Source organism: Paenibacillus sp. CAA11 (genome assembly GCF_003060825.1).
GTDB lineage: Bacteria > Bacillota > Bacilli > Paenibacillales > Paenibacillaceae > Fontibacillus.
Genome location: NZ_CP028922.1, coordinates 1,412,549 through 1,438,140 on the forward strand (window position 1 = coordinate 1,412,549; position 25,592 = coordinate 1,438,140).

Genomic DNA, 25,592 nt, shown 5'->3' on the forward strand with positions numbered 1-25,592 from the left:
TAGGATTAACATTAATATTGGATAGGTGTGCAGAAGGGCTTTCCTTCCTGATTATAAAAAAGGAGGGACTTTAGAAATAAAAAGTGTCAAAACGGATGAAAATAGCTATTAAGCACGGGTGAACCGAGGCAGCGGCATGGCGGAAGCCGAAGAAAAGGCTTAACAGCCGAATTTTCGCCTTTGAAGCCATAATTAAGCTTTTGACAAAAGCCGTAAACTCGTAGAAAATCGATACTGGCAATTCATTCACTCTGGCTAAAAGTGCATTCAAAAAAGTTCGAGGGTCAGGCGAAAAGCTGCGCTTTTCGCGAATAAGAACAAAAGTCAGAAAGAAAAATGAGAAAAAGACAGAGAAAAAGAAAATTTAGAGAGAGAAAGAAAAGCAGTATATTTCATGAGGGTTAAAAAAAGGGGGTACCAGAGTATCATGCTCGATGCGATTATGATTTCGCTTCAGATAATTCTGGCAGTGATCGCAGTGTATCAATTTGTATTTTCTTTGTTCGGCATGTATATAAAGAAACATAAAAAACAGCATGCACCGACCAAATCGTTCGCCATTCTGGTTGCGGCCCACAACGAGGAAGCTGTTGTAGGGGCGCTGATGGAGAACTTAAAGGAACTTAGGTATCCGAAAGAGTTGTACGATGTGTTTGTCATTTGCGATAACTGTACCGACCGCACGGCCGAAATTGTTCGCAGCTACGGCATGAATGCTTGTGTGCGAACCAATCCGAACCAGCGCGGTAAAGGGTATGCGATTGAATGGATGCTTAAAGAGCTGTGGGATATGCCGCGTCAATATGACGGTGTAGTGATGTTCGATGCTGACAATCTTGCTCATCCGGACTTCCTGCAGGAAATGAACAACGATCTTTGTAACGGAGCCCGCGTTATTCAGGGCTATATAGACACCAAGAACCCTGAGGATTCTTGGGTGACGGCAGCTTACGGTATTTCTTACTGGTATGTCAATCGTCTGTGGCAGCTGTCCAGACATAATTTGGGCATGGCTAACTTTCTTGGCGGAACGGGCATGTGTTTTGAGGCCCAGCTCCTCAAAGAGATTGGCTGGGGTGCAACAAGCCTTGTAGAGGACTTGGAGTTTACGATGCGTTGTGTTAATCGCGGCGTGTATCCAGTCTTTAACTATAACGCGAGGTTGTTCGATGAGAAGCCGTTGTCCTTCAAAGCATCTGCACGCCAGCGGCTGCGCTGGATGCAGGGACACTTTACGGTTGCGCGCCGTTATTTCTTCCCTCTGCTTTGGAAGAGCTTGAAAGAGAGAAGCCTTGTGAAGCTGGATATGGCTTTGTACGCAGTCAATGTGTACATCGTGCTTATCACCTTCCTGCTTACGGCGATTGTATGGGCTGATCAATCTTTGTTCAATGGGCCGCATTTCTCGACCCTGTACGCGCATTTGCCTATGTGGGTATCGTTTTTAGCCATCGGTGCCAATGTGGTAACCTTCTTGTTGGCCATGGCACTGGAGAAAGTCACGTATAAGAAGGTCTACTGGTATCTTGTGCTGTTCCCAATTTACCTGATCTCCTGGTGGCCAATTACTTTCTACGCGTTCTTTACTCAGAACAACAAGCAGTGGAGTCACACGCAGCATACCCGTGTAGTAAGACTCGAAGAGGTCCAAAGCAAACAAGGATAAACAGAAAATGAATAAAGCCTCTGTCTATTGACAGGGGCTTTCTACTTGTGTTATATTAATAAAAGTGTTGCGAACATATGGATTGCAAGCAGAGGCAGATAGCTTCTCACCTGACCGACTCTAGTGTTGGCTGGTATTGATCCGTTAATTTATGAATGCATTGTTCATGAACTTTGACGATCAATTTGGGATGCGGGTGTCTGACTCGCATCCCTTTTATTTTTTAACTAATCATCAGGACCGCACTTGCGCGGTAAACCCTTGGAGGTGGAGAGTTATCAGTAAGGAACATTTGATCAATGATGAAATACGGGCCAGAGAAGTACGCCTGGTTGGTGCTGAAGGTGAGCAAATTGGAATTAAGCCGATTCGCGAAGCGCTGCAGATGGCTATCGATCTGAATCTGGATTTGGTGAACGTGGCGCCGACAGCTAAGCCGCCGGTGTGCCGGATTATGGACTATGGCAAGTTCCGTTACGAGCAGCAGAAGAAAGAGAAGGAAGCCCGTAAGAATCAGAAAATCGTGGACATCAAGGAAGTTTGGTTCCGTGCCAACATTGAGGAACACGACTTTCAAACGAAGCTGCGTAATGTGATCAAATTCTTAAACGAAGGCGATAAAGTGAAATGTTCTGTCCGCTTCCGCGGACGGGAAATTACGCATGCCGATATCGGCCAAAAGATCTTGGAGCGCGTGAAGACTGAAGTTGCTGAACTTTGCAGCGTCGAACGCCAGCCTAAATTGGAAGGCCGCAGCATGATTATGATCCTGGCTCCAAAAAATTAAGCATAAGCTTACAAACTATAAGGGGGAAGTTCAATGCCTAAAATGAAAACGCACAGCAGCCTGAAAGGCCGCTTCAAAATTACGGGAACTGGTAAAGTAAGACGTTACAAAGCTAACAGAAATCACCTGTTGTCCCATAAATCCAAACGTGCGAAACGCGTTCTGGCTAACAGCCCGGTTGCATATTCCGGTGACGTAAGCCGCTTGAAACAAGGCTTGGCTAATCTGAAGTAGTAACTACACAACTTACCTGGGAGGTCTATTGATATGGCAAGAGTAAAAGGCGGATTCGTCGTTCGTCGTCGTCATAAAAAAGTATTGAAGCTTGCAAAAGGTTACTTTGGTTCTAAACACCGCATTTTCAAAACAGCTAACGAGCAGGTTATGAAGTCCTTGCTGTATGCATACCGTGACCGCCGTACGAAAAAACGCGATTTCCGCAGACTGTGGATCGTGCGTATTAACGCGGCTGCTCGTATGAACGGTTTGTCTTACAGCAAGCTGATGCATGGCTTGAAGCTGGCTGAAGTGAACATTAACCGTAAGATGCTTGCTGATCTGGCTGTTAATGACATCAATGCGTTCAATTCTTTGGCTACTGTAGCTAAAGAGAAAATTAACGCTTAATTTCAATTTACACGTAAAGGCGTCCCAATTGGGACGCCTTTTGTTTATTAGGGATAAACATCCAAGCGGAACCTTTGATCCAAGCATACCCTAAAAGGGGAAGACACTTGGAGGAGGGATTCATGTGAGCGCTGGAACGGTGAAGAAAGAAGCTAAACAGCTGATTGGAAAGCATGTTGTGGCTTATAAAAAGGACGGCAGCGTTGTAAGCGGGAAGCTGCTGAAGATCAATGGGAACCGTCTGTATATGCAGCCTGAGTCTGGCAAAAAAGTAAGGACTAAAGCCATTATCCCCTTGGTATTGTTCGATCTGCTGGCCATAGGAACAGCTCCATACGGTTATTCGAACTATGGCTATGGCTATGCCCAGCCGGGATATGGCGGGTATAACTATGCATATGGAAACTATGGATCTTCCGGTTACCCTGGATATCCGCCTGGATATTTCTTCTAAAGCGGCATAAGCTGCTTCTCCATTTCGTAACAGCCGCTTTTGGGAATGAAGCGAATCGTCACATAACCAAGACGGTTGTAGAACAAGTGGGCGCGGGGATTTCCCCCGTCCACCATTACCCTTGCTCGCTTGGCTCCTCGGGAGAGGGCAAAGGACTCGGCATGAGCCATAAGGGTTTTGCCGTACCGTCTGTGTTGCTGTCGTCTTGTGACGGCAAGCATATCGATGTAAAGTAGATCTCCATGCATGATGAAGTGGACAAAGGCCAACGGATCTGATTCATAGTCTGGACTTGCCACTAGGGTAACCCCACGCTTCAGCCGTTCAGGAAGCTCCTGACGAATAACGGAAAGCTCGCTTGGGGAAAGCTGAGAGTAGGGGACAAGCTCTTCTTCAATCAAGTTATAAATTACAGGATCATCCTGTTTGGGTCTGCGGTAGCGAATCAATGCTACTCCTCCTCGCCAGAAATACATAGATTGGGAGAGGTGATATCCCGCACAGAAGCTCACCCAAAGACTGTACGAGGACATTCGCCTTTGTTATCCTATGTGATCAGGGGGAGAAGGGTGCGTGAATAAATCATTTTTTAAAAGTATTGACTAAGCGTGTGAGGAATCATATAATGTTCCTAAACATTTTAACATTTTAACGCTATAAACCAATGGCTATGAAGAGGACGAAGGTTTAAGGGCTCTATGCTCAGAGAGTGATGGATTAGCTGAGACCATCACCATTATCCCTTATTCGCGAGCTCACCTTGGAGCTGTTTCCCTGAAAGGCAATTCTTATGTACCTGAGGCTAACCCGCGGTGATGCCCAAGAAGAATTGGTAATTAGGGGGAATCGCATGGTTCACGTTACGAACTACGGGTAACTTTGACTTTACCCGGCAAGGCTTGGCACTGTGAGGTGCCTTGCGAATTTGGGTGGTACCACGGAAGCTAAACCTTTCGTCCCTCGTAAGCGTCATGAACGCTTACCTGAGGGACGAAAGGTTTTTTTGTTGAATTAGAAAGCTAAATGAACATTAAAATGAATATTCGAGAAGGAGGATGACTGATGAGCGCGCAAATACCAGCCATGAAGTCTACTAAAGAATTACGTGAGAAATGGATGGAACCGGAAGTGATTTCCGGTTCGGAAATTCTGCTCCGAAGCTTGCTGCTTGAAGGTGTGGAATGCGTCTTTGGCTATCCGGGCGGAGCTGTGCTTTACATTTATGATGCGCTGTACGGATTTAACGATTTCCATCACCTGTTAACCCGTCATGAGCAGGGAGCTATACATGCTGCAGACGGTTATGCACGGGCCAGCGGCAAGGTGGGCGTCTGTATCGCCACCTCGGGACCGGGGGCAACGAACCTGGTTACGGGAATTGCTACAGCCTACATGGACTCGGTCCCGCTGGTCGTCATCACAGGCAATGTAGCCACTACACTCATTGGAACGGATGCATTCCAAGAAGCTGACATCACCGGCATTACGATGCCGATTACGAAGCACAGCTATTTGGTCCGGAATGTAGAGGATCTGCCGCGTATTATTCATGAAGCTTTTCATATAGCAAACACAGGAAGAAAAGGTCCGGTACTAATTGACATTCCTAAGGATGTCTCGGCAGCGAAGACGATGTTCCATCCCGGTGAGGCCATGAACCTGCGGGGGTATAATCCAACGATTACGCCGAATCGCCTGCAATTAGACAAGCTGGCTGCGGCGATTGCCGAAGCTGAGCGCCCAGTAATTATTGCGGGAGGCGGAGTTATATATTCCGGAGGACATGAAGCGCTGCTCGAATTCGTAGAGCGGACGGAGATACCGATTACAACGACCTTACTGGGTCTGGGGGCATTCCCGAGCGGAAACAGCTTGTGGATGGGAATGCCGGGGATGCATGGCACTTACACAGCAAACCATGCGATCCAGCAATCGGATTTACTGATCAATATCGGTGCAAGATTTGACGACCGGGTCACCGGGGCGCTGGATGGCTTTGCACCTAAGGCCAAAATCGTCCACATCGATATCGATCCTGCCGAGATCGGCAAGAATGTCAAGGCCGACATCCCGATTGTAGGTGATGCGAAGACCGTGCTTGAACAGATGAACGGACTGGTGAAGCGTGCGAGTAAAGCCGACGCTTGGCGGGATCAGATCCGCAAGTGGAAAGCGGAGAAGCCGCTGAAGTACGTGGATTCCAATGAGGTATTGAAGCCGCAATGGGTCATTCAAATGCTGAATGATATGACCCATGGTCAGGCCATTGTTACCACAGACGTTGGCCAGCATCAAATGTGGACGGCTCAGTATTACAAGTTTAATCAGCCACGTTCCTGGATTACGTCTGGTGGCCTCGGTACGATGGGCTTTGGATTTCCTTCAGCAATCGGGGCGCAAATGGCTCAGCCGGATCGTCTAGTTATCTCGATTAACGGGGACGGCGGCATGCAGATGTGTTCACAGGAGCTTGCGATTTGCGCTATTAACAAAATCCCGGTAAAGATCGTAGTCCTCAACAACCAGGTGCTTGGGATGGTAAGACAGTGGCAGGAGCTGATCTATGAGAACCGCTACAGTCACATCGACCTGGCTGGAAGCCCTGATTTTGTTAAGTTGGCTGAAGCCTATGGAGTAAAGGGGCTTCGCGCGACAAACAAGGAGGATGCCCAGAAGGTATGGCAGGAGGCTATGGAGACTCCGGGGCCGGTTCTTGTGGAATTTGTCGTTCACAAAGGGGAAAATGTATATCCGATGGTTACCCAGGGGTCCCCTATCGATCAAATGCTGATGGGAGACTGTGAATAATGATGAAGAACTTTGCAATTGCTGTACTGGTCAATGACCAGCCAGGTGTACTTCAACGGGTGTCTGGACTGTTTGGACGGCGAGGTTTTAATATCGAGAGCATTACGGTTGGACAGTCGGAAGAAGCTGGATTGTCACGCATGGTTATTGTCACCAAAGGTGATGAGAACACACTAGAGCAGATTGAGAAGCAGCTATATAAGCTGATCGATGTCATTAAAGTCATTAATCTGAGTGCGAAGCCAATGGTGTCAAGGGAACTGGCCCTTATTAAGGTAAAAGCGGAGCCGCCAGAGCGTCCGGAGATTATGGGGCTTGTTGAAACATTCCGAGCCGCCGTAGTGGACATCGGTACACACAGCCTAATGGTACAGGTCGTAGGGGATACCGAGAAAATCGATGCTATGATCGAACTGCTCAAGCCATACGGTATTCGTGAATTATCACGCACCGGAGTCACTGCAATGACTCGGGGAAATGCATCGTAGGCAGTTTCTTCTAACTATATGCAGCAAGTTCCCGCGCTCCTTATGAGCGGGAATTTGAACAGATCTCGATTTAAAGTAGGGCTAAGATCGGCCGGAGGTCTTTTGAAATACCCGCTCATGAGAGTAAAGGGTTGATCAATACAGGAAGTTCAATAAAACTTAGGAGGATTTATACTATGGCAGTTACTTTGTACTACGAAAAAGATGCGGAACTCAGCGTACTGAAAGGGAAGACGATCGCAATTATCGGTTATGGAAGCCAAGGGCATGCTCATGCTCAGAACCTTCGCGAAAGCGGGCTTGACGTAGTCATTGGCCTTCGTGAAGGCAAATCATTTGACAAAGCCAAGGAAGACGGCTTCGAAGTCTTGTCTGTAGCAGAAGCTACCCGCCGTGCGGATGTAGTGCAAATTCTGATGCCGGATGAGACACAGGCTGCAGTGTATAACAGCGAGATCGCACCCAACTTGAAAAAAGGCGCCGCACTCCTGTTTGCACACGGATTTAACGTTCACTTCGGCCAAATTGTTCCTTCCAAGGACAATGACGTACTGCTTGTAGCTCCTAAATCACCAGGACACATGGTTCGTCGTACTTATGTAGATGGATTTGGTGTACCAGGGCTGATCGCGATTCATCAGGATGCAACAGGGCAAGCCAAACAGATTGGTCTCGCCTATGCTAAAGGGATCGGCTGTACACGTGCTGGTGTAATTGAAACTTCCTTCCGTGAAGAGACTGAAACAGATTTGTTCGGAGAGCAGGCTGTTCTGTGCGGCGGTGTAAGTGCCTTGATCAAAGCAGGCTTTGAAACACTCACAGAAGCAGGCTATGCTCCGGAAATGGCTTACTTTGAGTGCTTGCATGAGCTGAAGCTCATCGTGGACCTGATCTATGAAGGAGGTCTGGCAACGATGCGTGATTCCATCAGTAACACTGCTGAATACGGCGATTATGTTACAGGCCCACGGATCGTAACAGACGAGACGAAGAAAGCGATGAAGGAAGTATTGTCCGACATCCAGCAAGGTAAATTTGCACGGGACTTCATCCTTGAAAATCAATCGAACCGCGCATTCCTTACAGCAACACGCCGTAACGAAGCTAGTCATCCTATCGAAGTGGTGGGAGCTGAACTCCGCGGCTTGATGCACTGGATTAAGAAGTAATTCAGGTCTATAACAGAACTGAAGGAATAAGTTAACAAAGGAGCAGGGGGGCGAGAATGTGCCTCCTGCTTTTTTTGTGAGTATATAGGTACAACCTATTAAGTTAATAGATTCTATATCTTGGTCTTCTAAGGCACAGGTGTGATACAACAGAGGGAGAGGTATTTTCGTGAGAGGAGCTGTATCTAATATGTCAGAAGTAAAAAAAATAGCGGTCATCGCTGGAGATGGCATCGGACCAGAGGTTGTAGCAGAAGCGGAGAAGGTGCTTAAGAAAACGGAGGAACTGTTCGGCTATCAATTTGAGACAGAGCATGCCTTGTTCGGAGGAATCGCTATAGATCAGAAGGGAACGCCGCTTCCTGAGGAGACTCTTGATGTATGTCAACGTGCAGATGCCGTTCTGCTCGGAGCCGTAGGCGGCCCAAAATGGGACAGCAATCCGAAGGAGCTTCGTCCCGAAACCGGACTGCTTGGCATTCGCAAAGCGCTCGGCCTGTTCTCTAACCTGCGACCCGCGGTTGTATTCGATTGCTTGAAGGACGCATCAACGCTGAAGCCTGAAGTCTTGGAAGGTACGGATTTGATGGTAGTTCGTGAGCTTACGGGAGGCATCTACTTCGGAGAAAAATACCGCCGGGATACGGATCAAGGACAAGAAGCGGTCGATACTTGTGCTTATAACGTAAATGAAGTAGAGCGCATTGTTCGCCAAGCATTCGAGATTGCTCAGAAGCGCCGCAAGAAACTCGCTTCGGTGGATAAAGCCAATGTGCTTGAAACTTCGCGGCTATGGCGTGAAGTTGTAAACCGTGTGGCTCCGGAGTATCCCGATGTTGAGCTTGAACATGTGCTTGTGGACAACTGCGCGATGCAGCTACTGCGCCGGCCAAGCAGCTTCGATGTAATTGTTACCGAGAATATGTTCGGCGACATCTTGAGTGATGAAGCGGCCATGCTGACAGGCTCCATCGGGATGCTGGCCTCCGCTTCGCTTGGAGAAGGCAGCTTCGGTCTGTACGAGCCTGTTCATGGTTCGGCTCCAGACATCGCCGGTCAGAACAAGGCGAATCCGATTGCCACGATCTTATCTGTGGCACTCATGTTCCGTCTCACCTTCGGCTATGCAGAAGCAGCTGACGCTATTGAAGCAGCAGTCGCTGAGGTGCTGAACGCCGGGCATCGGACAGGGGATATTGCTACAGACCCGGCGCGTGCACTAAGCACAACAGAGATGGGTGATTTGATCGTAGCGGCAATGAAGAAGGGCGCTTAAGCTAAGAACTATACGCTTCGCGGACCAGTGGAAATAAAATTGGACTAACAGCTGTCATAGCCGTTAGTTCAATTTTTGATTTATCTGCGTACTGATAATAGATTTTTCTAATAATAGGAAACCGACATACATAACATTCCATGTCCATAAAAAGGGTGTGCCCCTTAAGTTTTAATAAAACACGAGCAAATTGACTTTACCAAATCCCGATGATACCATTTGAACTGTGTACAAGCACAACTGACAAATTAATTATAGGAGAGCGGCTAGTCGCATTCCTTGCATATTCCAAAGGAGGATTTTACGATCATGGCAGAACGTCTGGTTGGAAGACCTGCTCCTGATTTCAGCATGGAGACTGTAACGGGAGACGGTAAAGATTTTGGGAAAGCGAGTTTGTCTGACTATCGTGGTAAATGGTTGGTTTTCTTCTTTTACCCGCTGGACTTCACCTTTGTATGTCCGACAGAAATTACAGCTCTCAGCGAAGCATATGACCAATTCAAAGCACTCGATACTGAAATCCTGGGAGTAAGCGTTGACTCCGTGCACAGCCACAAGGCTTGGATTAACACTCCGAAGGACAGCAATGGTCTGGGACAACTGAAATTCCCGCTGGCTTCAGATCTTACAAAGAATGTAGCCCGTGACTACGGCGTTCTGATTGAAGAGGAAGGCGTAGCATTACGCGGCTTGTTTATTATCGATCCTGATGGCGAGCTTAAATATCAAGTGGTTAATCATAACGATGTGGGCCGCAGTGTAGAGGAGACGTTGCGTGTTCTTCAGGCCCTTCAATCTGGTGGTCTTTGCCCAATGAACTGGAAGCCGGGCGACAAAAATCTGTAAGAATTAGATAAACTGTACGAAGGCCCCCTTTTGGTCGCGTTCTGTGCCATAGAGGGGGTCTTTATCATCCGGAATATGCTAGGACTAATTGCTTAAATTCGATAATTTTTGGTTAAAAATTCCTCAGAGAAAGGAATTGGCAAGTTCCTTCACGAATAGGTTATTCTAAAGAAATACAATGAACCCAAAGGGATGGTGAAGGGGAATGAGTTATTGCTGCGGTGCCAGTATGATTGGGACAAAGGGGACACTTAAGCATTATCGCACACAGGTCCACAATGTTCCCCTGCTCTTTTGTCCGGTATGCAAGCGGATCGAGGTTCACTACAAGGTAGAGAATGAATATGAGATCCTGGCAGAATATGCTCACGTCGATGGAACGTCTGAGATAGATTTTCAAGATTTTGTTACAGAGGATGAAGAGTCCATCTTCAGCAACTGTGTCAATGTGGAGAGCGAAGAACCGCTTGATATTGTGAAAAGTCAAATTGATATGGCTCTGGACCTTCTTGCAGTAGCGAAGGACCTTGGCGATGAGAAATGGGAGAGCGAGCTGAAGAAGCGGTTGGCCGTGATGAGCCGCCGAAGCGCTAAGCTTAAACAGAGATAATACATCAGCAGAGAAAGCAGCCCGCAAATTGGTCTGCTTTTTTTGTTAAACATAATGAGGATTTCCTTCTTTTTCGACAGTTTCTCTGATTGACTGGTGTCGGCAGGATGAATATGATTAGAGCAAGCATATGACTGTCCATGTCCCTACCGGTCTTACGATTTTGGGGGGAATTCACAATCAGTAATTAAGGCCTAATCTGTGTTAATAATACATACTACGACAACTTCCGAACATACCATGACCTTATGTCTAATAGCTTGACACCGAAATGAGGGAAAACAGACTTCATTTATGGGAAAAGGAGGATTCAACATGTTGGGTGAATATCAAGAAACTCTGCTCCAATCTGTCGAAGCTTTTCAGTCTGCCGAGCTCGTAAAGAATAAGTACGAGAATGTGCTCCAAAATCTGGATAGTGGGATTATGTTGTTCGATTCGGAAGGGGTCTGTACTTTTGTCAATGTACAGATGGCCAAGCTGGCAGAGCTCCCTCGCCAGTCCCTAATGGGCTGCACTTTAATGCAGCTGCTGCGACACCCGTATATTAACCGGTCTAAGAGGAAACGAATTTTGCGGTTTTTCCGTGAGACGATTCATTATCGCAAGAAGTACCATGAGTTTATAGATGAGTATGGAAGACATTGGTTAATTACCGTAACTTATGGTGATCAAATGGATGGGGATTTTTTGCTGAGCGTAAAAGATGTATCCGATTATAAACAAATTGAGAAGGCGGCCTATCAAAATGATAAGCTGGCTATGTTAGGTAAAATATCTGCGGCGATTGCGCATGAAATCCGCAACCCGCTGACGGCAATCCGTGGCTTCATTCAACTGCTGCGCCCCCATTTGGTTCAGCTTGGCAAGGATGAGTATGCGCGGATTATTCTTATGGAGATTGACCGGGCCAACGATATCATCCACGAATTTTTAAATTCCTCCAAGCCTACTGCTCCTCAGACATCAGTCCTTCAGGTTGCTTCCCTGCTTAGACAAACTGTTCTGCTCATTGAAAGCGAGGCGCTCATGAAGAGCTGCGAGGTACGTATGCATGTTGAAGATGAGAATATGAAGGTCTCTGTTGATGTCAAACAAATCAAGCAGGTGCTGCTTAACATGATAAAGAACGCCATGGATGCCATTGAAGAGACGGCTGATGGTAGGCTGGGCATTATTGATATTGAAGCGAAGATATGCGGGAAGAGTGCGGTTATGACGATTCGAGACAATGGAAATGGCATGGATCAGGCACATCTGGTTCGTCTGTTCGATCCCTTTTTTACGACAAAAGAGAGGGGGACAGGCCTAGGATTGTCCGTAAGCTACAAGATCATTAAAAACCATGGAGGCACTATTTCCGTAGAGAGCCATAAGGGTGAAGGCACTGCCTTTGTGATATCGCTTCCATTGCTGAGCGAATAGTCTCTCTCATCCAAGATGTGCTAAAATGAATAGAAGGTTATTCCTTGGATGCACAACTATACGTAAGCAAAGGAAGATGCATAATGAGCGATAATATGGTTGAAGTCCGCTGGATGAGCGGCCAAGCCTCCCTCGAGTCTGAAGGGCGTATTAAAGTGTCCGTGATCACCAAGCAAGCACTGAAAGACGGTAATGTGGCAGAGTGGCTGAAGCCTATGGTAGACACCTTAGAGCGCAATCATTTATTTGAAGGTCGTTTGAACCAGACCTATGTCATGCCTCTTCCCGAGGGTGCATCGGCAGAGGCGGTAATCCTTGTTGGCGGTGGCGAACGTCCGCTGACGTCGGAAGACTTGCGGCTTTCTGCTGCCGCGGCTGCAAAAGCTGCGATCCGAATCCAGGCCGAACAGGTGCTGTTCGAGGTTCCTGCCCTTCTTTCTGCATGGACGGTGGAAGGAAGCAGCAAAGAAGCGGCTCATGCGCTAACCGAAGGCTTTATACTTGGGGCCTATAAGCCTATCCATTATCGGAGAGAGACTTCCGCTTATGAAGGCGTTCGCCGTTTGACCTTCTATCATGAGGGTGCAGTAGTTGATCAGGAAGCTGAAGGCTGGAAGGAAGGGATTGCATCCGGACAAGCCTTCGCGGCAGGTACGATCCTAAGCCGTGATCTAACGAATCTTCCTGGCAATTTGCTCCGCCCTGAGGATTTGGCCGATACTGCGGTGGAATTGGCACAGCGGTACGGGCTGGAGGTAGAAGTTCTGGATGAGTCAGAAATGGAAGAGCGTGGAATGGGAGGGATTCTTGCTATAGGCAAAGGCAGTGTGAATCCTCCACGGATGATATCTATCAAGTACCAAGGCCGTTCGGATTGGGATGAAGTAACCGGTCTGGTGGGCAAAGGCATTACCTTTGATACAGGCGGAATCTCGCTGAAGAAGGCGCCTGGAATGGCAGACATGATCAGTGATATGGGGGGAGCTGCTTCCGTACTGGGAGTGATCGAAGTGCTCGGACGTCTTCGCCCAGAGATCAATGTAGTTGCCGTCATAGCTTCCGCCGAGAATATGCCGTCAGGCAGTGCCACCAAGCCGGGGGATTTGATTACTACGCTTAGCGGTCGCACTATTGAGATGCTGAATACGGACGCGGAAGGCCGGGTTGTGCTTGCAGACGGAATGACTTATGCCCGAGAGAAGGGAGCTAGCAGGCTGCTCGATATCGCGACACTAACTGGAGCGGTTGAAGTGGCGCTGGGTAATGTAGCCACGGGTGCAGTTACCAATGATGAAACCTTCCTACAAGGCTTCATCATGGCGTCCAAGCAGACCGGCGAAAAGGTCTGGCCGCTGCCAAGCTATCCAGAGTACTGGGATATGCTCAAGAGCGATGTAGCTGATCTTCAGAACAGTCCAGGAAGGTTTGGTGCCGCCATCACAGCCGGGCTGTTTATCGGTACCTTTGCTGAAGGAATGCCGTGGATTCATTTAGACATTGCCGGCACGGCATACTTGCCCAAAGAGCGCGGAGTAGACCCTAAAGGCGGCACAGGTGTTATGGTGCGCACGATTACGCAGTGGCTGATTACAGAGAAATAAGATACAGGTTCAAAGCTGCCAGCAAATGAAAGAAGGCTCCGGTTATACCGGAGCCTTCTTCTCTGTATCTGCAGGATTCTGAAATGCACTGCAAGCGGCACTGCAGGATTTGTTCTGAGAACATGAAGCACAGGCGCCTTTCCTGCTTTTTTTAACAAAACGGTATAGGGTCCATCCGGCATAAGAGAATAACAGGGCACCAAGGATAATATCAATCATGAGTACATCCCTTTCCGTGTGAGATTGGACTGGAGCTTCAGTCAAAGATCGGGGCAAACAAGCATTAAGGTTAGCTAAACCCAAGCAGGAGGCCACCTTGATATACGATCAGGGCAATGAAATAAGCGAGCAGAAGTGAATAGCCGATAGAGAACAAGGTCCATCTCCATGAGGCGGTCTCTTTACGTAGAACACCTACGGTAGCCAGGCACGGAGTGTAGAGCAGAACAAAAGTCATAAAGCTCAAGCCCTGTAAAGGGGTGAAAGCCGTGGAGATTTGCTGCTGCAACCCACCGGAATCCGAAACATGGTAAATGATATTCATCGTGGAGACCACGATTTCTTTGGCCATAAATCCGGTAACCAGCGAGGCGCCAGACTGCCATGTGCCAAAGCCGAGCGGGGCCAGGATCGAAGCGAACAGGCCGCCTAATTTGGCTAGAAAGCTCTCATCCATGCTGACGCTAATTCCTGAAGGGCCGCAGTAGGTTAATAACCAGATGATCACTGAACCGCCAAGGATAAATGTCCCGGCTTTGCGCAGGAAGCCCTTGCCCTTCTCCCAGGTGCTGCGGAGCAGGGTAACGCTTTGCGGCATCCGGTAAGGCGGGAGTTCAACCACGAAGAAGCTGGGTTTATCTTTAAAGAGCACAGACGAGAACAATTTAGCCAGAATCAGAGCGAGCAGAATGCCAAGAACATAGAGTCCGAGAACCACAAAAGCCTGATAGCGAGTGAAGAAAATTCCCGCGAACAGAGCGTAAACCGGAAGTCTTGCAGAGCAGGACATTAGCGGAACCAGCAGCATGGTGAGTGTTCTTTCTTTGGGCTGCTCGATACTTCGAGATGCCATGATGGCGGGCACGTTGCAACCAAAGCCAAGGATAAACGGGATAATAGCTTTTCCGTTCAAGCCGACCTTTTCCAGCAGCCTGTCAGTAAGCAGCGTGATGCGGGCCATGTACCCGGAGTCCTCAATAAATGAAATCATCAGGAACAAGATGAAGATCTGCGGAAGGAAGACCAGCACACCGCCAACACCGGCGATAACTCCATCAATCACGAGAGAGCGTGTGAAAGAGGAGGCGCCAACTGCATCTAGCCCTAAGCTTACGCCTTGGCTCAGCGGGCCTGAGATGAAGCTGTCCAGCAAATCAGAGAGCGGGTTGCCCAACCAGTCGAATGTAAGCTGGAACATCATAAACATGAACAGCAAGAATATAGGAATCCCTAATAATGGATGAGCCACGATAGCATCTATTTTCTCGGTTAGATTATGCGGCTTCTGCTCTGAGCGGTCAACAGCTTCATTGCATAAAGCCTGAATGAAAGAGGTTCGAACAGAACGAATCAGCTCAGGAACAGACTCCTTAATTCCCTCTTTGTTCAGCTGCTGCGCGCATCTTGCCGTAATTGAGGCAATGTTCTCAAGCTCCGCTGGGGTCAGCGACTGAGTAACTACAGAATTCTCCTCCAGAAGCTGCAAGGCAAGCCAGCGTTTAGATGCAGGGCATCCTTGCAGGCTATGAGATTTCTCAAGGATTGGGATCAGGGCTTTGACCGCTTCTTCTAAAGTTCGCCCATAGTCCAGCAGCAGTACCTCTTGCGGGGCAGGGGCCGACGGGGAGCCAACCTTATCCATACACATCAATAGCTGCTGATTACCTTCACCTGTACGGGCGATGAGTGGAACGACCTCGGCACGAAGGCGGCTTGCCATGACCTCGGGGAGAACTTTAATGCCTCTAGCCTTTGCGACATCAATCATGTTGAGGCCGATAATGACTGGCTTCCCATATTCCAGAAGCTGAACGGTTAAATATAAATTTCGCTCTAATTGTGAAGCATCTACAATGTTAACTATTACCGAAGGAGATTCTGTGAGCAAATAATTAGTGGCAACTCCTTCGTCCTTGGATAGGGGATGAAGCGAGTAAATGCCTGGAAGATCTGTGATGAAGCCAGACTTGTTCCTCAGTTGACCGACTTTCTTCTCGACAGTTACCCCGGACCAGTTGCCGACGTATTCATAAGAGCTGGTTAGAATATTGAATAGGGAGGTCTTTCCTGTATTAGGGTTGCCGATGAGTGCAGCGCTCTTCATACAAGGAGCACCTCAATTTGGGCGGCTTCCGATCTGCGGATTCCGATCTGTTGGCTGCCGAACTGTATGGTGACAGGTCCGCCAAAAGGAGCGGTACGCCGTAGGGCAATAGGTGTTCCGATAAAGAGACCTAAGTCCGCAAGTCTACGCTGCATCATAGGAGATAAATTCTGCATACGAGAAACAGGAGCAAAAGAGTCTGGTTGTAAGTGAAGTAAGCAAGTTGACTTTGAAGCCATAGGTTCCCCTCATTTCTATGATTGGGAAAATCCCAAAAGATATTGATAATCAATCTCAATTAGACATTTGTGACTATAACACCGCAAATGGAAAATGTCTATGATTATTATCACGTTGTTTCACTTTCATATAAAGGAGGCGATGTGGTGACGAAAATCCTATAAACTTCTTTACTTTAACGGATTAATTCAAGTAAGATAGCATTAACCAACCTGAGAAAGGAATTCGTTATGAAAATGAATCAATGTAAAATTGTAGATTGCACCATTCGTGATGGCGGATTGGTCAATAATTGGGATTTTAGCGTGGAATTTGTGCAGCAGCTGTACGCCGGCTTAAATGAAGCTGGTGTTGATTATATGGAGATTGGATATAAAAATTCCCCCAAGCTGCTGAGCGGAGCAGAGAATGCCGGACCTTGGCGCTTCTTGAATGATGAGTTCATCCGTGAGGTAATCCCGCAGAAGGGGGTAACGAAGCTGTCAGCTCTTGTCGACGTAGGCCGAGTGGATGAGAGTGATATCCTCCCTCGCAGTGAAAGTCCGCTGGATCTGATTCGCGTGGCTTGCTATATCAAGGACGTCGATAAAGCGCTTGAACTGGTTCAGAAGTTTCATGACCGCGGATATGAGACAACCTTGAATATTATGGCATTGTCCAATGTGATGGATAATGAGCTGCTTGAAGCCTTTGAGATGATCAAGGAGAGCGTCGTTGATGTTGTATATATTGTAGATTCTTACGGCAGCCTGGATTACAAGGACATGGAGTATTTAGTTGACAAGTTCAAAACAAATCTTCCTAATAAGCGTTTAGGTGTCCATACTCATAACAATATGCAGCTTGCCTTCTCCAACACGTTGGTAGCTGCACAGAATGGTGTTGAGCTTCTGGATGCTTCTGTGTATGGAATGGGACGAGCTGCCGGGAACTGTCCTACCGAGCTCTTGGTTACTCATTTGAAGAACACCCGTTACAATCTGCGTCCGCTGCTTGGTGTGCTTGAGAAGCTGATGATTCCGCTGCGTGAGAAAGAAGAATGGGGTTACCTGATTCCTTATATGATTACAGGAACGCTGGATGAGCATCCTCGCTCGGCGATGGCGCTGCGGGCTTCTGAGGACAAAGATAAATTTGTTGATTTCTATGATAAGCTCACCACGCCTGAAGTCAGCTTTGAGAAAAAATAAGCCCTTAATCATGGGAGCCGGCTTCTAATGAAGCCGGTTATCCTTATCCTATTTGGATACCTTGAGTTCAGATGGATCTGTCTGTGACAAGACTTGCATTCACTACACAGCAGTGGTATATTAATCCTTGTGTTGATGGTTATTAGTCTTACATAATTTGATCGCATCATTATTTGCGGGTGTAGTTCAATGGTAGAACTCCAGCCTTCCAAGCTGGTAGCGTGGGTTCGATTCCCATCACCCGCTTTGATTATTTGTCTCATGTGAATAGATAGAATAAGCTAAGCAGTCAGCGCATGCCGATACTTAATCGGTATGCGCTGTTTGAGTGTGCGCCCGGCATGGGCGATAACTCGGCGGTGAAAGTCCGCTACAGGCTTGGCAGTAGGAACTGTTAGCTGAAGGCAAGGGTGTCCGCCGCGAGGCGGAATCTGAAGGAAGCCGGAGGCAAACCCTCGGTCTGACGAACAGAAATCACATAGAAGGCATCATGGGACGGACGAGCTTGCACTACAAAGCAAAGTCCAATACTGCCCGAATCCCATGGTGTAAATGTGGCAGATAGATGAGGGGAAGGTTATCGCTCTTACCCGGGGAGGTCTCACAGACGACAAGTAGGAAAAAAAAACCGAAAGACGGAGTAAAGCTTGCTGTGAGAAGTCAGCAGAGGCCATAGTACCCGGAAGGTTTTTTTTTCGGGGAAGGGCCGAACAATCGTAAGTCTCGAGTACATACCGAAAGGAGAGCTGACGCGATGAAAGCAGAATACCGAAAGGGCTACCTGCAAAGGGATAGCGTGGAACGCGAAGAGCATGCGGGAGTGCGGAGCGCCGGTACTCGGGAACGTAAAGAAAGAGGCGGTGCAACAGACCTGCTGGAGCAGATTCTGGACAGAGACAATCTGAACAGAGCCTACAAACAGGTCAAACGCAACCATGGAGCGCCAGGAATCGACGGAATGACCGTAGAAGACGCGCTACCCTGGCTGCAGGAACATAGAGACGAGCTGTTGCAAAAGATCCGGGAAGGCAGATACAAGCCCAGCCCAGTACGGCGCAAGGAAATTCCCAAAGCAGATGGAAGCGGAGTACGGAAGCTTGGCATACCCACGGTCGTAGACCGAGTGATTCAGCAGGCAGTCGCCCAGCAGCTCCAGCCCCTGTTCGAGCCGCTCTTCTCGGAGGGAAGCTATGGCTACCGCCCCGGTCGGAGCGCACAACAGGCCATTCGCAAGGTGAAAGACTATGCAGAACAGGGATACGGCTACGCAGTAGAAATCGACCTCTCCAAATACTTCGACACGCTGAATCATGAGCTGCTTATGCATCTTTTGCGCAAACAAATTCAGGACAGACGCGTAACCGAACTGATTAAGAGATACCTGAAAAGTGGGGTTATGGAGAACGGGGTGCACTGCAAAACAGAAGAAGGCTCCCCTCAGGGAGGCCCCCTGTCGCCGCTTCTGGCGAACATCTACCTGAACGAATTTGACCAAGAGATGAAAGGCCGCGGAGTGAACGTCATCCGCTATGCGGACGATATTGTGGTGCTTGCCAAAAGCAAACGGGCAGCGGTGCGGCTACTGGAATCCTGCGGAAAGTACCTGGAGACCAAACTGAGACTCCAGATCAATACGCAGAAAAGTAAGGTCGGTAGCGTAGTGGCTCGAAAGCACTTCAAATTTCTCGGCTTTGCCCTGGGAAAGAACAAGAACGGCATGTATATCCGTGCCCATGGACAATCCCTCGCAAAAGCGAAGAAGAAGTTGAAAGAACTCACAAGTCGCAGCCAGGGCAGAAATGTTCGCCAAGTCATGGAAAAGGTAAAAGTCTACATTCGGGGATGGATTGGTTACTACTATGTGGCCGACATGAAACGGATCCTGCAAAGCTGGAGCGAATGGTTGCGAAGACGACTGCGGATGTACATCTGGAAACAGTGGAAAAAGCCGCGAACAAAAGTACAAAACCTGCGGAAGCTGGGGATACCGGAATGGCAGGCTTACCAGTGGGGCAATTCCCGTCTCGGGTACTGGCGCATCGCCGGAAGTCCAGTGTTGTCTCGTTCCATAACAAACAAAAAGCTCGTACAGGCAGGATATTATGACTTTCCTGCGCAATACGAGCGTTTACGTAAATTGCACTTATGCGGTTGAACCGCCGTATACCGAACGGTACGTACGGTGGTGTGAGAGGTCGGCTACTCATCTAATGAATAGCCTCCTACTCGATTTATCCTGGAAATCCCGGTATTTCCCAATCTCATTAGATGTCGGACAATGGTTGATACTCGTAAAAAAGATGTAGTTAAATTCTCTTGAACATGATACCATATTCCTAGTCATAGGAGTTTTTGCTCAATGAATAAGGGGGATTTATAGTGTTTGCAATGGGTCTAGTAGCAGGTATCTTTGGAATTATCTCTTCTATTATTGCGCTAATGATAGGCGGTGTAGATGCGGCTTTCTCGAGTTCTGGGACTTCATCAGTAACAGGACTTGGATATGCAGCGTTGCTGTTCAGTATTTTGGGCATTGTCGGTGCAGCAATGACAAAATCCAAACCGAAACTTGCAGGCTGGCTGATGCTAGTAAGCGGTGTAGGCGGATTTATTAGTGTCTCCATGTTCTATATTATCTCGGCAGTGCTCTTTGTTGTCGGAGGGTTTATGGGGATTCTTGCAAAGAAAAAGGATCAAGCCCCACAGAATATGTCAGCTCAATAAAGCAAGTTGTCTATGAAGGCTTCCATTCAAGGGAGCCTTTTTTATATGCTCAGGTGCGATTACAGTTTGATTAGGTTATGACCCAAAATCGGCACGTTGGAAATGAAACTGATTAGCTGGTTACAGCACCCAGCAGGGAATCTAAAAGAGAGGACGACAATTCATAAGAAATGGATGGGATTTCTTACAATTTGTATTGACCGGAACGGTGGTTGCCATCGTAACGGCTATTTTGTGAATGATTGTTGGAGTTATTCATAAAGCAGGGGAAAGTGTCGAATACTAGGGTTGCCTACTTCCAATAAGATGCCAATACTGACTGGAAATAGCATGGCAAACGGCTGCTGAATAACATACACCGAACGTATAGTGTAAGCTTTTTCTGAATAAAGCGATTACATTCTGAAAATTACGAATAATCAATGAAAAAATCTTTAATAATGTCTGGATTTTACGCGTTTTTGATTGTATAATCGTTTTGTCAAAAGATAGTGCCGCAAGGTACGGAAAAAGTCCAAAGAGGCTTTCATATTTCTAAGGGGGACTACATTCAATGAAGAAAAGTTTCAAACTGACAGTGGTCATGCTGCTCGTATTAACTGTTGTTTTGGCAGGCTGCGGTAAGAAGAACAACAACGAGGGCAGCGCTGCAGAAGGTAAGAGCGGAAGCAGCGCAAAGTCGGTAAAAATCGGTATGGTTACTGACGTTGGTGGAGTTAATGACAAATCCTTTAACCAATCTGCGTGGGAAGGCCTTCAATCTTTGGAGGGGGCTTCTACTGAATACTTGCAAAGTACGAAACCTGAAGACTATGTATCCAACTTGAATAAATTCGTAAAAGGTGGCTATGCCCTGACTTGGGGTATCGGCATGGATCTGGGAGAGGCTATTGGACAAGTTGCCAAACAAAACCCGGATGCTAAGCTGGCTATCATTGACGCTGTAGTAAAAGGCAATAACGTTAAATCCGTAACCTTCTCTGAGAACGAGGGAGCTTTCCTTGTTGGGGTGGTTGCCGGTAAGATGACGAAATCCAACAAAATTGGATTTGTCGGCGGTTCTGAAATTCCGGTTGTGCAACGTTTTGAAAAAGGCTTCGCTGCAGGCGTAGCTGCTGTAAATCCTAAAGCTACCGTTACCTCGAACTACACAGGCGCATTCGACAAGCCTGACCAAGGGAAAACAGCTGCAGCTACATTCTATAATGACGGTTATGACATCGTGTTCCAAGCAGCGGGTGCTACAGGAACCGGCGTATTTAATGAAGCGATCGCTCGTAACAAAGCAGGACAAAAAGTATGGGTTATTGGCGTAGATAAGGACCAGTCCTTGGAATTTGGTGATGATGTAACCCTGACTTCCATGATCAAACGTGTTGACGAAGCTGTTAAACGTGTGAGTCAAGAAGTTATCGACGGTACGTTTAAAGGCGGTAATGAAGTTCTCGGCTTGAAAGAGAACGGCGTAGGCATTGCTGATACCTCTAGCAAGAACGTTCCTCAAGATGTGCTTGACCTTGTAGAGGAATATAAGCAAAAAATCATCAGCGGCGAAATCAAGGTTCCAACAGTGTAAGTTAGCTCGGCCCGTTATGTGGGCTGTTGCCTTTGTAACTGAATATAACGCATATTTTGTGACAAGGCTGGTTATCTAACTGGCCTTGTTCTTACGTTATCCTCCGTGTTAAAGTGATATGGGCTTAATGCTCTAATTATATAAGAAGGGTGATTTCATGAACGCAGCGACCCCCGTCGTAGAGTTAAAAGGCATTACCAAACGGTTCCCTGGGATTGTTGCCAATGATTCCATTAGTTTGAAACTGCACAAAGGTGAAATCCATGCTCTACTTGGCGAGAACGGCGCCGGTAAGTCAACGCTGATGAACATCGTATTCGGCTTGTACCAGCCGGATGAGGGCAGTATCGAAATTAATGGTTCCCCCGTTGTTATAGATAACCCGAATAAGGCTATTGATCTGGGGATTGGCATGGTACACCAGCACTTTAAATTAGTTCAGCCCTTTACCGTGACTGAGAATATTATTCTCGGCATGGAACCAAAGAAGGGTCTCAAGCTGGATCATAAGAGTGCTGCCGCTAAAATTCGTGAACTATCGGAGCAATATGGTCTGAAGGTTGATCCTTATGCGAAGATTCACGATATTTCCGTGGGCATGCAGCAGCGTGTAGAGATCTTGAAGACATTATACCGCGGAGCGGAAATTCTGATCTTTGATGAGCCGACCGCAGTGCTGACTCCGCAAGAGATTACAGAGTTGATGGAGATCATGCGCCGCCTCGTAGCAGAAGGCAAGTCGATTATTCTGATCACCCATAAGCTGAAAGAGATCATGCATATTTCGGATACCGTGACCATTGTACGGCGGGGTAAGGTCATCGATACGGTAAAGACCGCGGAGACTACGCCGAATATGCTGGCAGAGAAAATGGTCGGGCGTAATGTCTCCTTTAAGGTGGACAAGCAGCCTGCAAAACCGGGCGAGCCTGTTCTGCAGGTAAGGGACTTATTCGTGAAGAACAAGGATGGCGCAGCGGTGCTCAATCACTTGAACTTAGAAGTCCGGGCTGGTGAAATACTGGGCATTGCTGGTGTTGACGGTAACGGTCAGACGGAATTAATTGAGGCTTTGACAGGACTGCGCAAAGTGAGCGGAGGCTCAATACGCCTGTCCGGCAAAGAGATATCAGGGCTCTCGCCACGTAAAATTTCAGAGAGCGGTATGGCCCATATTCCGGAGGATCGGCATAAGCACGGGCTTGTACTTGATTTCTCCATGAGTGAGAATATGGTGCTTGAGAGCTACTATAAAGCACCGTACAATAAGGGCGGTTTCCTTAATTACAAGGCGATCGCGGAGAAAGCCCAGCGGTTGATCAAAAATTTTGACGTGAGAACTCCAAGTATGGAAACAAAAGCACGTTCTTTGTCCGGGGGGAACCAGCAAAAAGCCATTATAGCCCGGGAAATAGATAAGAATCCTGATCTCTTAATCGCAGCACAGCCAACCCGCGGGCTTGATGTCGGAGCTATTGAATTCGTACAAAGCCAGCTGGTAGCACAGCGCGACCAAGGTAAAGCAGTTTTGCTGATTTCTTTTGAATTGGACGAAATTATAAACGTATCTGATCGAATTGCTGTCATTTATGAAGGACAGATTGTCGGCGAAGTGCTGCCGGAGCAAACCAATGATGAGGAGCTTGGCTTGATGATGGCAGGCAGCACAGTAGCTGGAGGTGCCAAGGCATGAGTAAAGTGTTCAAAATATTTACCGGCAGTGCAGGGACATCCATTGTTGCAATTATTTTAGGCTTGATTGTCGGAGCCATTATAATGCTGATTGGGGGTTATGACCCTCTGCTGGCTTATCAATCTTTGTTCCAACAGGTGTTTGGAAATTCGTATGACTTTGGTGAGACCTTGCGTGAGATCACTCCGCTGATTCTGACTGGTCTTGCGGTTGCCTTTGCTTTCCGTGCAGGACTGTTCAACATTGGCGGTGAAGGACAGTTTATTATCGGGATGACTGCTGCGACGTTCATCGGCGTCAAAGTAACGGGCTTGCCAGCTTATATTCATGCCCCGCTCGCGATTATTGTAGGCGGTCTGTGCGGTGGCTTATGGGCCGCTATTGCAGGCTATTTAAAGGCAAAGCGCGGTGTGAATGAGGTTATTACCAGTATCATGCTGAACTGGACTGCTCTTTATTTAGCGAATTATGTAGTTCGCAACTTCTTGCTCATGGAGGGGCAACAGCGTTCTCAGGATATCCAGCCCTCGGCTTCTATCTCGATAGACTGGTTGTCTGAGATGCTAAATGGCGCTCGTGTGCATTGGGGCATGCTGATTGCGATCATTGCAGCGGTATTCTTCTATGTCTACTTGTGGAAAACAAAGCAGGGCTTCGAATTGCGTGCTGTCGGCAGCAATCCGCAGGCGGCCGAATATGCAGGGATGAATGTGGGCCGTAATGTGGTCAAAGTGATGTTTATCAGCGGCGTATTCGCCGGCCTCGCAGGAGCATTACAGATTCTAGGTGTGTTCCACTATCAGTCCGTGATGTCGGGTTCACCGGGAACAGGATTTGATGGTATTGCGGTAGCCTTGATTGGGATGAATAACCCATTCGGTATTTTGCTCGGGGGGATTTTGTTCGGTACATTAACTTACGGCTCGGCAGGTATGAGCTTCGGTGCCGGTGTACCTCCAGAGTTGATTCGAATTGTTATCGGTGCGATTATATTCTTTATTGCCGCTCAAGGCATTGTTCGCTGGGTGCTTAAACCCTTCTATAATAAACGCAAGAAAGAGAAGGTGTTGTAAATGGATTGGATAACGACACTGGGCCAGCTGATTAATACGACGCTCGTGTTCTCCACAGCGCTGATCTTCGGGGCGCTTGGCGGCATCTTCTCTGAACGCTCTGGTGTGACGAATATTGGTATTGAGGGTTTAATGACCTTCGGGGCTTTTGCTGCAGCGGTCTCCACTTATTATGCAGAGGATGCAGGCATGGGAGCAGCTTCTCCATGGGTCGGCCTTATTGCCGCCATCGTGTTAGGGATTATTGCCTCCTTAATTCATGCCGTAGCTTCCATTACATTTAAGGCGGATCAGACGATCAGCGGGATCGTCATCAACTTCTTAGCCACCGGTGCAACACTTTATCTGGTCAAGCTGATCTTCTCCGGTAATGGGGAAACCCCTTTGTTGAAAGAAGCGTTCAGTAAATGGGCCATTCCGGGATTGTCCCAGATACCGCTGATTGGGGAAGGATTGTTTAACAGTTATCCGACCACTTATATTGCGATTATCCTAGTATTCGTGGCGTTCTACGTACTGTTCAAGACTCCATTTGGTTTGCGTCTTCGTGCGGTTGGTGAACATCCAAGTGCGGCAGATACAGCTGGAATTAACGTAAACCGGATGCGCTACATTGGCGTAATGATCAGTGGTGCTTTGGCCGCTCTGGGCGGTGCGACAGTAACCCTGACCACAACAAACACATTTGCGCATAACACGATTTCCGGGCAAGGATTTATTGCCATTGCGGCAATGATCTTCGGAAAATGGAACCCGCTTGGCGCCTTTGGTGCCGCTGCGTTCTTCGGCTTTTCCCAGGCGATCCGCAGCTATGTTAGCTTGTTCTCCTGGTCGCAAAACATACCGCAGGAATTTATCTACATGCTTCCTTATATACTGACGATCATCGTATTGGTAGCTGCAGTCGGCCGTTCAGCGGCTCCGGCAGCACTAGGCCAGACTTACGATCCGAGCAAGCGATAATGTAATTTCTAAGAGCTGTTCCCTGATCAGGGGACGGCTCTTTTTCTTTA

General features: G+C 47.8%; 24 protein-coding genes and 1 tRNA gene. 21 read left to right on the forward strand and 4 right to left on the reverse strand.

Translation table 11 applies throughout. The features are described 5' to 3' along the window. Positions 1-427: 427 nt before the first annotated feature. The 5 genes from DCC85_RS06570 (at position 428) to DCC85_RS06590 (ending at position 3,534) form a co-directional block, all read left to right on the forward strand. Positions 428-1,666 (forward strand): glycosyltransferase family 2 protein, encoded by a 1,239-nt coding sequence (locus tag DCC85_RS06570; RefSeq protein ID WP_108464858.1) that lies wholly within the window; start codon positions 428-430, stop codon positions 1,664-1,666. Positions 1,667-1,958: 292 nt separating this feature from the next. Then, positions 1,959-2,453: a translation initiation factor IF-3 gene (gene infC / locus DCC85_RS06575; RefSeq protein WP_108464859.1), complete on the forward strand. Its 495-nt coding sequence runs from the start codon at positions 1,959-1,961 to the stop codon at positions 2,451-2,453. A 33-nt stretch (positions 2,454-2,486) separates the two neighbouring features. Further along, a complete protein-coding gene (gene rpmI / locus DCC85_RS06580) occupies positions 2,487-2,687 on the forward strand; it encodes a 50S ribosomal protein L35 (protein ID WP_108464860.1) in 201 nt (66 codons plus the stop codon). A 33-nt stretch (positions 2,688-2,720) separates the two neighbouring features. Next, entirely contained in the window at positions 2,721-3,080 is a 360-nt protein-coding gene (gene rplT / locus DCC85_RS06585; protein WP_108464861.1) for a 50S ribosomal protein L20, read from the forward strand. A gap of 124 nt (positions 3,081-3,204) precedes the next feature. Further along, the gene (locus tag DCC85_RS06590; RefSeq protein ID WP_108464862.1) at positions 3,205-3,534 is read left to right on the forward strand and encodes a hypothetical protein; all 330 of its coding nucleotides are present in this window, start codon (positions 3,205-3,207) and stop codon (positions 3,532-3,534) included. On the opposite strand, the gene DCC85_RS06595 is transcribed toward DCC85_RS06590, so the two are convergent. Continuing rightward, a complete protein-coding gene (locus tag DCC85_RS06595; protein WP_108464863.1) occupies positions 3,531-3,983 on the reverse strand; it encodes a GNAT family N-acetyltransferase in 453 nt (150 codons plus the stop codon). The two genes, DCC85_RS06590 and DCC85_RS06595, sit on opposite strands and share 4 nt — an antisense overlap. A gap of 613 nt (positions 3,984-4,596) precedes the next feature. Here DCC85_RS06595 and ilvB point away from each other — a divergent pair. From ilvB to DCC85_RS06635, 8 genes are all read left to right on the forward strand, one after another. Then, on the forward strand, positions 4,597-6,342 hold the full coding sequence (ilvB, locus tag DCC85_RS06600) for a biosynthetic-type acetolactate synthase large subunit (protein WP_108464864.1): 1,746 nt from the start codon (positions 4,597-4,599) through the stop codon (positions 6,340-6,342). 2 nt (positions 6,343-6,344) lie between these two features. Continuing rightward, the gene (gene ilvN, locus DCC85_RS06605) at positions 6,345-6,830 is read left to right on the forward strand and encodes an acetolactate synthase small subunit (RefSeq protein ID WP_442789538.1); all 486 of its coding nucleotides are present in this window, start codon (positions 6,345-6,347) and stop codon (positions 6,828-6,830) included. Between the two features lie 176 nt (positions 6,831-7,006). Further along, positions 7,007-7,999 (forward strand): ketol-acid reductoisomerase, encoded by a 993-nt coding sequence (ilvC, locus tag DCC85_RS06610; RefSeq protein WP_108464866.1) that lies wholly within the window; start codon positions 7,007-7,009, stop codon positions 7,997-7,999. Positions 8,000-8,189: 190 nt separating this feature from the next. Then, complete coding sequence (gene leuB, locus DCC85_RS06615) at positions 8,190-9,275, forward strand: 3-isopropylmalate dehydrogenase (protein ID WP_108464867.1); 1,086 nt, start codon at positions 8,190-8,192, stop codon at positions 9,273-9,275. A 309-nt stretch (positions 9,276-9,584) separates the two neighbouring features. Further along, entirely contained in the window at positions 9,585-10,124 is a 540-nt protein-coding gene (locus tag DCC85_RS06620) for a peroxiredoxin (protein ID WP_108464868.1), read from the forward strand. A gap of 205 nt (positions 10,125-10,329) precedes the next feature. Continuing rightward, positions 10,330-10,734: a hypothetical protein gene (locus DCC85_RS06625; RefSeq protein ID WP_108464869.1), complete on the forward strand. Its 405-nt coding sequence runs from the start codon at positions 10,330-10,332 to the stop codon at positions 10,732-10,734. Positions 10,735-11,049: 315 nt separating this feature from the next. Continuing rightward, positions 11,050-12,159, forward strand: coding sequence for an ATP-binding protein (locus tag DCC85_RS06630; protein ID WP_108464870.1), 1,110 nt, complete (start codon positions 11,050-11,052; stop codon positions 12,157-12,159). Positions 12,160-12,242: 83 nt separating this feature from the next. Next, a complete protein-coding gene (locus DCC85_RS06635) occupies positions 12,243-13,760 on the forward strand; it encodes a leucyl aminopeptidase (protein WP_234414371.1) in 1,518 nt (505 codons plus the stop codon). A 42-nt stretch (positions 13,761-13,802) separates the two neighbouring features. Here DCC85_RS06635 and DCC85_RS06640 read toward each other — a convergent pair whose 3' ends face one another. From DCC85_RS06640 to DCC85_RS06650, 3 genes are all read right to left on the reverse strand, one after another. Next, the gene (locus DCC85_RS06640; RefSeq protein ID WP_108464871.1) at positions 13,803-13,979 is read right to left on the reverse strand and encodes a FeoB-associated Cys-rich membrane protein; all 177 of its coding nucleotides are present in this window, start codon (positions 13,977-13,979) and stop codon (positions 13,803-13,805) included. 70 nt (positions 13,980-14,049) lie between these two features. Further along, on the reverse strand, positions 14,050-16,083 hold the full coding sequence (gene feoB / locus DCC85_RS06645; RefSeq protein WP_108464872.1) for a ferrous iron transport protein B: 2,034 nt from the start codon (positions 16,081-16,083) through the stop codon (positions 14,050-14,052). Beyond that, complete coding sequence (locus DCC85_RS06650; RefSeq protein WP_108464873.1) at positions 16,080-16,322, reverse strand: FeoA family protein; 243 nt, start codon at positions 16,320-16,322, stop codon at positions 16,080-16,082. The genes feoB and DCC85_RS06650 overlap by 4 nt, the downstream gene beginning before the upstream one ends. Positions 16,323-16,553: 231 nt before the next feature. On the opposite strand from DCC85_RS06650, the gene DCC85_RS06655 reads away from it, so the two are divergent. The 8 genes from DCC85_RS06655 to DCC85_RS06690 all read left to right on the forward strand — a co-directional run bounded on the left by DCC85_RS06655 (position 16,554) and on the right by DCC85_RS06690 (position 25,542). Then, on the forward strand, positions 16,554-17,513 hold the full coding sequence (locus DCC85_RS06655; RefSeq protein ID WP_108464874.1) for an aldolase catalytic domain-containing protein: 960 nt from the start codon (positions 16,554-16,556) through the stop codon (positions 17,511-17,513). Between the two features lie 175 nt (positions 17,514-17,688). Continuing rightward, a tRNA-Gly gene (locus tag DCC85_RS06660) sits at positions 17,689-17,759 on the forward strand. A 508-nt stretch (positions 17,760-18,267) separates the two neighbouring features. Continuing rightward, complete coding sequence (gene ltrA, locus DCC85_RS06665; RefSeq protein ID WP_108463800.1) at positions 18,268-19,668, forward strand: group II intron reverse transcriptase/maturase; 1,401 nt, start codon at positions 18,268-18,270, stop codon at positions 19,666-19,668. A 233-nt stretch (positions 19,669-19,901) separates the two neighbouring features. Continuing rightward, complete coding sequence (locus DCC85_RS06670; protein ID WP_108467758.1) at positions 19,902-20,237, forward strand: DUF4064 domain-containing protein; 336 nt, start codon at positions 19,902-19,904, stop codon at positions 20,235-20,237. Between the two features lie 553 nt (positions 20,238-20,790). Next, positions 20,791-21,813: a BMP family lipoprotein gene (locus tag DCC85_RS06675; RefSeq protein ID WP_108464875.1), complete on the forward strand. Its 1,023-nt coding sequence runs from the start codon at positions 20,791-20,793 to the stop codon at positions 21,811-21,813. 157 nt (positions 21,814-21,970) lie between these two features. Next, on the forward strand, positions 21,971-23,506 hold the full coding sequence (locus DCC85_RS06680; protein ID WP_108464876.1) for an ABC transporter ATP-binding protein: 1,536 nt from the start codon (positions 21,971-21,973) through the stop codon (positions 23,504-23,506). Then, entirely contained in the window at positions 23,503-24,579 is a 1,077-nt protein-coding gene (locus tag DCC85_RS06685) for an ABC transporter permease (protein ID WP_108464877.1), read from the forward strand. The genes DCC85_RS06680 and DCC85_RS06685 overlap by 4 nt, the downstream gene beginning before the upstream one ends. Next, positions 24,580-25,542, forward strand: coding sequence for an ABC transporter permease (locus DCC85_RS06690; RefSeq protein WP_108464878.1), 963 nt, complete (start codon positions 24,580-24,582; stop codon positions 25,540-25,542). Positions 25,543-25,592: the final 50 nt, after the last annotated feature.

Bases quoted from the DNA above. Each gene is read 5' to 3' on its own strand.
- DCC85_RS06570 (WP_108464858.1), top strand. From the start codon at position 428: ATGCTCGATGCGATTATGATTTCGCTTCAGATAATTCTGGCAGTGATC.
- rpmI (WP_108464860.1), top strand. From the start codon at position 2,487: ATGCCTAAAATGAAAACGCACAGCAGCCTGAAAGGCCGCTTCAAAATT.
- rplT (WP_108464861.1), top strand. From the start codon at position 2,721: ATGGCAAGAGTAAAAGGCGGATTCGTCGTTCGTCGTCGTCATAAAAAA.
- ilvB (WP_108464864.1), top strand. From the start codon at position 4,597: ATGAGCGCGCAAATACCAGCCATGAAGTCTACTAAAGAATTACGTGAG.
- ilvN (WP_442789538.1), top strand. From the start codon at position 6,345: ATGAAGAACTTTGCAATTGCTGTACTGGTCAATGACCAGCCAGGTGTA.
- ilvC (WP_108464866.1), top strand. From the start codon at position 7,007: ATGGCAGTTACTTTGTACTACGAAAAAGATGCGGAACTCAGCGTACTG.
- leuB (WP_108464867.1), top strand. From the start codon at position 8,190: ATGTCAGAAGTAAAAAAAATAGCGGTCATCGCTGGAGATGGCATCGGA.
- DCC85_RS06620 (WP_108464868.1), top strand. From the start codon at position 9,585: ATGGCAGAACGTCTGGTTGGAAGACCTGCTCCTGATTTCAGCATGGAG.
- DCC85_RS06625 (WP_108464869.1), top strand. From the start codon at position 10,330: ATGAGTTATTGCTGCGGTGCCAGTATGATTGGGACAAAGGGGACACTT.
- DCC85_RS06630 (WP_108464870.1), top strand. From the start codon at position 11,050: ATGTTGGGTGAATATCAAGAAACTCTGCTCCAATCTGTCGAAGCTTTT.
- DCC85_RS06635 (WP_234414371.1), top strand. From the start codon at position 12,243: ATGAGCGATAATATGGTTGAAGTCCGCTGGATGAGCGGCCAAGCCTCC.
- DCC85_RS06640 (WP_108464871.1), bottom strand. From the start codon at position 13,979: ATGATTGATATTATCCTTGGTGCCCTGTTATTCTCTTATGCCGGATGG.
- feoB (WP_108464872.1), bottom strand. From the start codon at position 16,083: ATGAAGAGCGCTGCACTCATCGGCAACCCTAATACAGGAAAGACCTCC.
- DCC85_RS06650 (WP_108464873.1), bottom strand. From the start codon at position 16,322: ATGGCTTCAAAGTCAACTTGCTTACTTCACTTACAACCAGACTCTTTT.
- DCC85_RS06655 (WP_108464874.1), top strand. From the start codon at position 16,554: ATGAAAATGAATCAATGTAAAATTGTAGATTGCACCATTCGTGATGGC.
- ltrA (WP_108463800.1), top strand. From the start codon at position 18,268: ATGAAAGCAGAATACCGAAAGGGCTACCTGCAAAGGGATAGCGTGGAA.
- DCC85_RS06670 (WP_108467758.1), top strand. From the start codon at position 19,902: ATGGGTCTAGTAGCAGGTATCTTTGGAATTATCTCTTCTATTATTGCG.
- DCC85_RS06675 (WP_108464875.1), top strand. From the start codon at position 20,791: ATGAAGAAAAGTTTCAAACTGACAGTGGTCATGCTGCTCGTATTAACT.
- DCC85_RS06680 (WP_108464876.1), top strand. From the start codon at position 21,971: ATGAACGCAGCGACCCCCGTCGTAGAGTTAAAAGGCATTACCAAACGG.
- DCC85_RS06685 (WP_108464877.1), top strand. From the start codon at position 23,503: ATGAGTAAAGTGTTCAAAATATTTACCGGCAGTGCAGGGACATCCATT.
- DCC85_RS06690 (WP_108464878.1), top strand. From the start codon at position 24,580: ATGGATTGGATAACGACACTGGGCCAGCTGATTAATACGACGCTCGTG.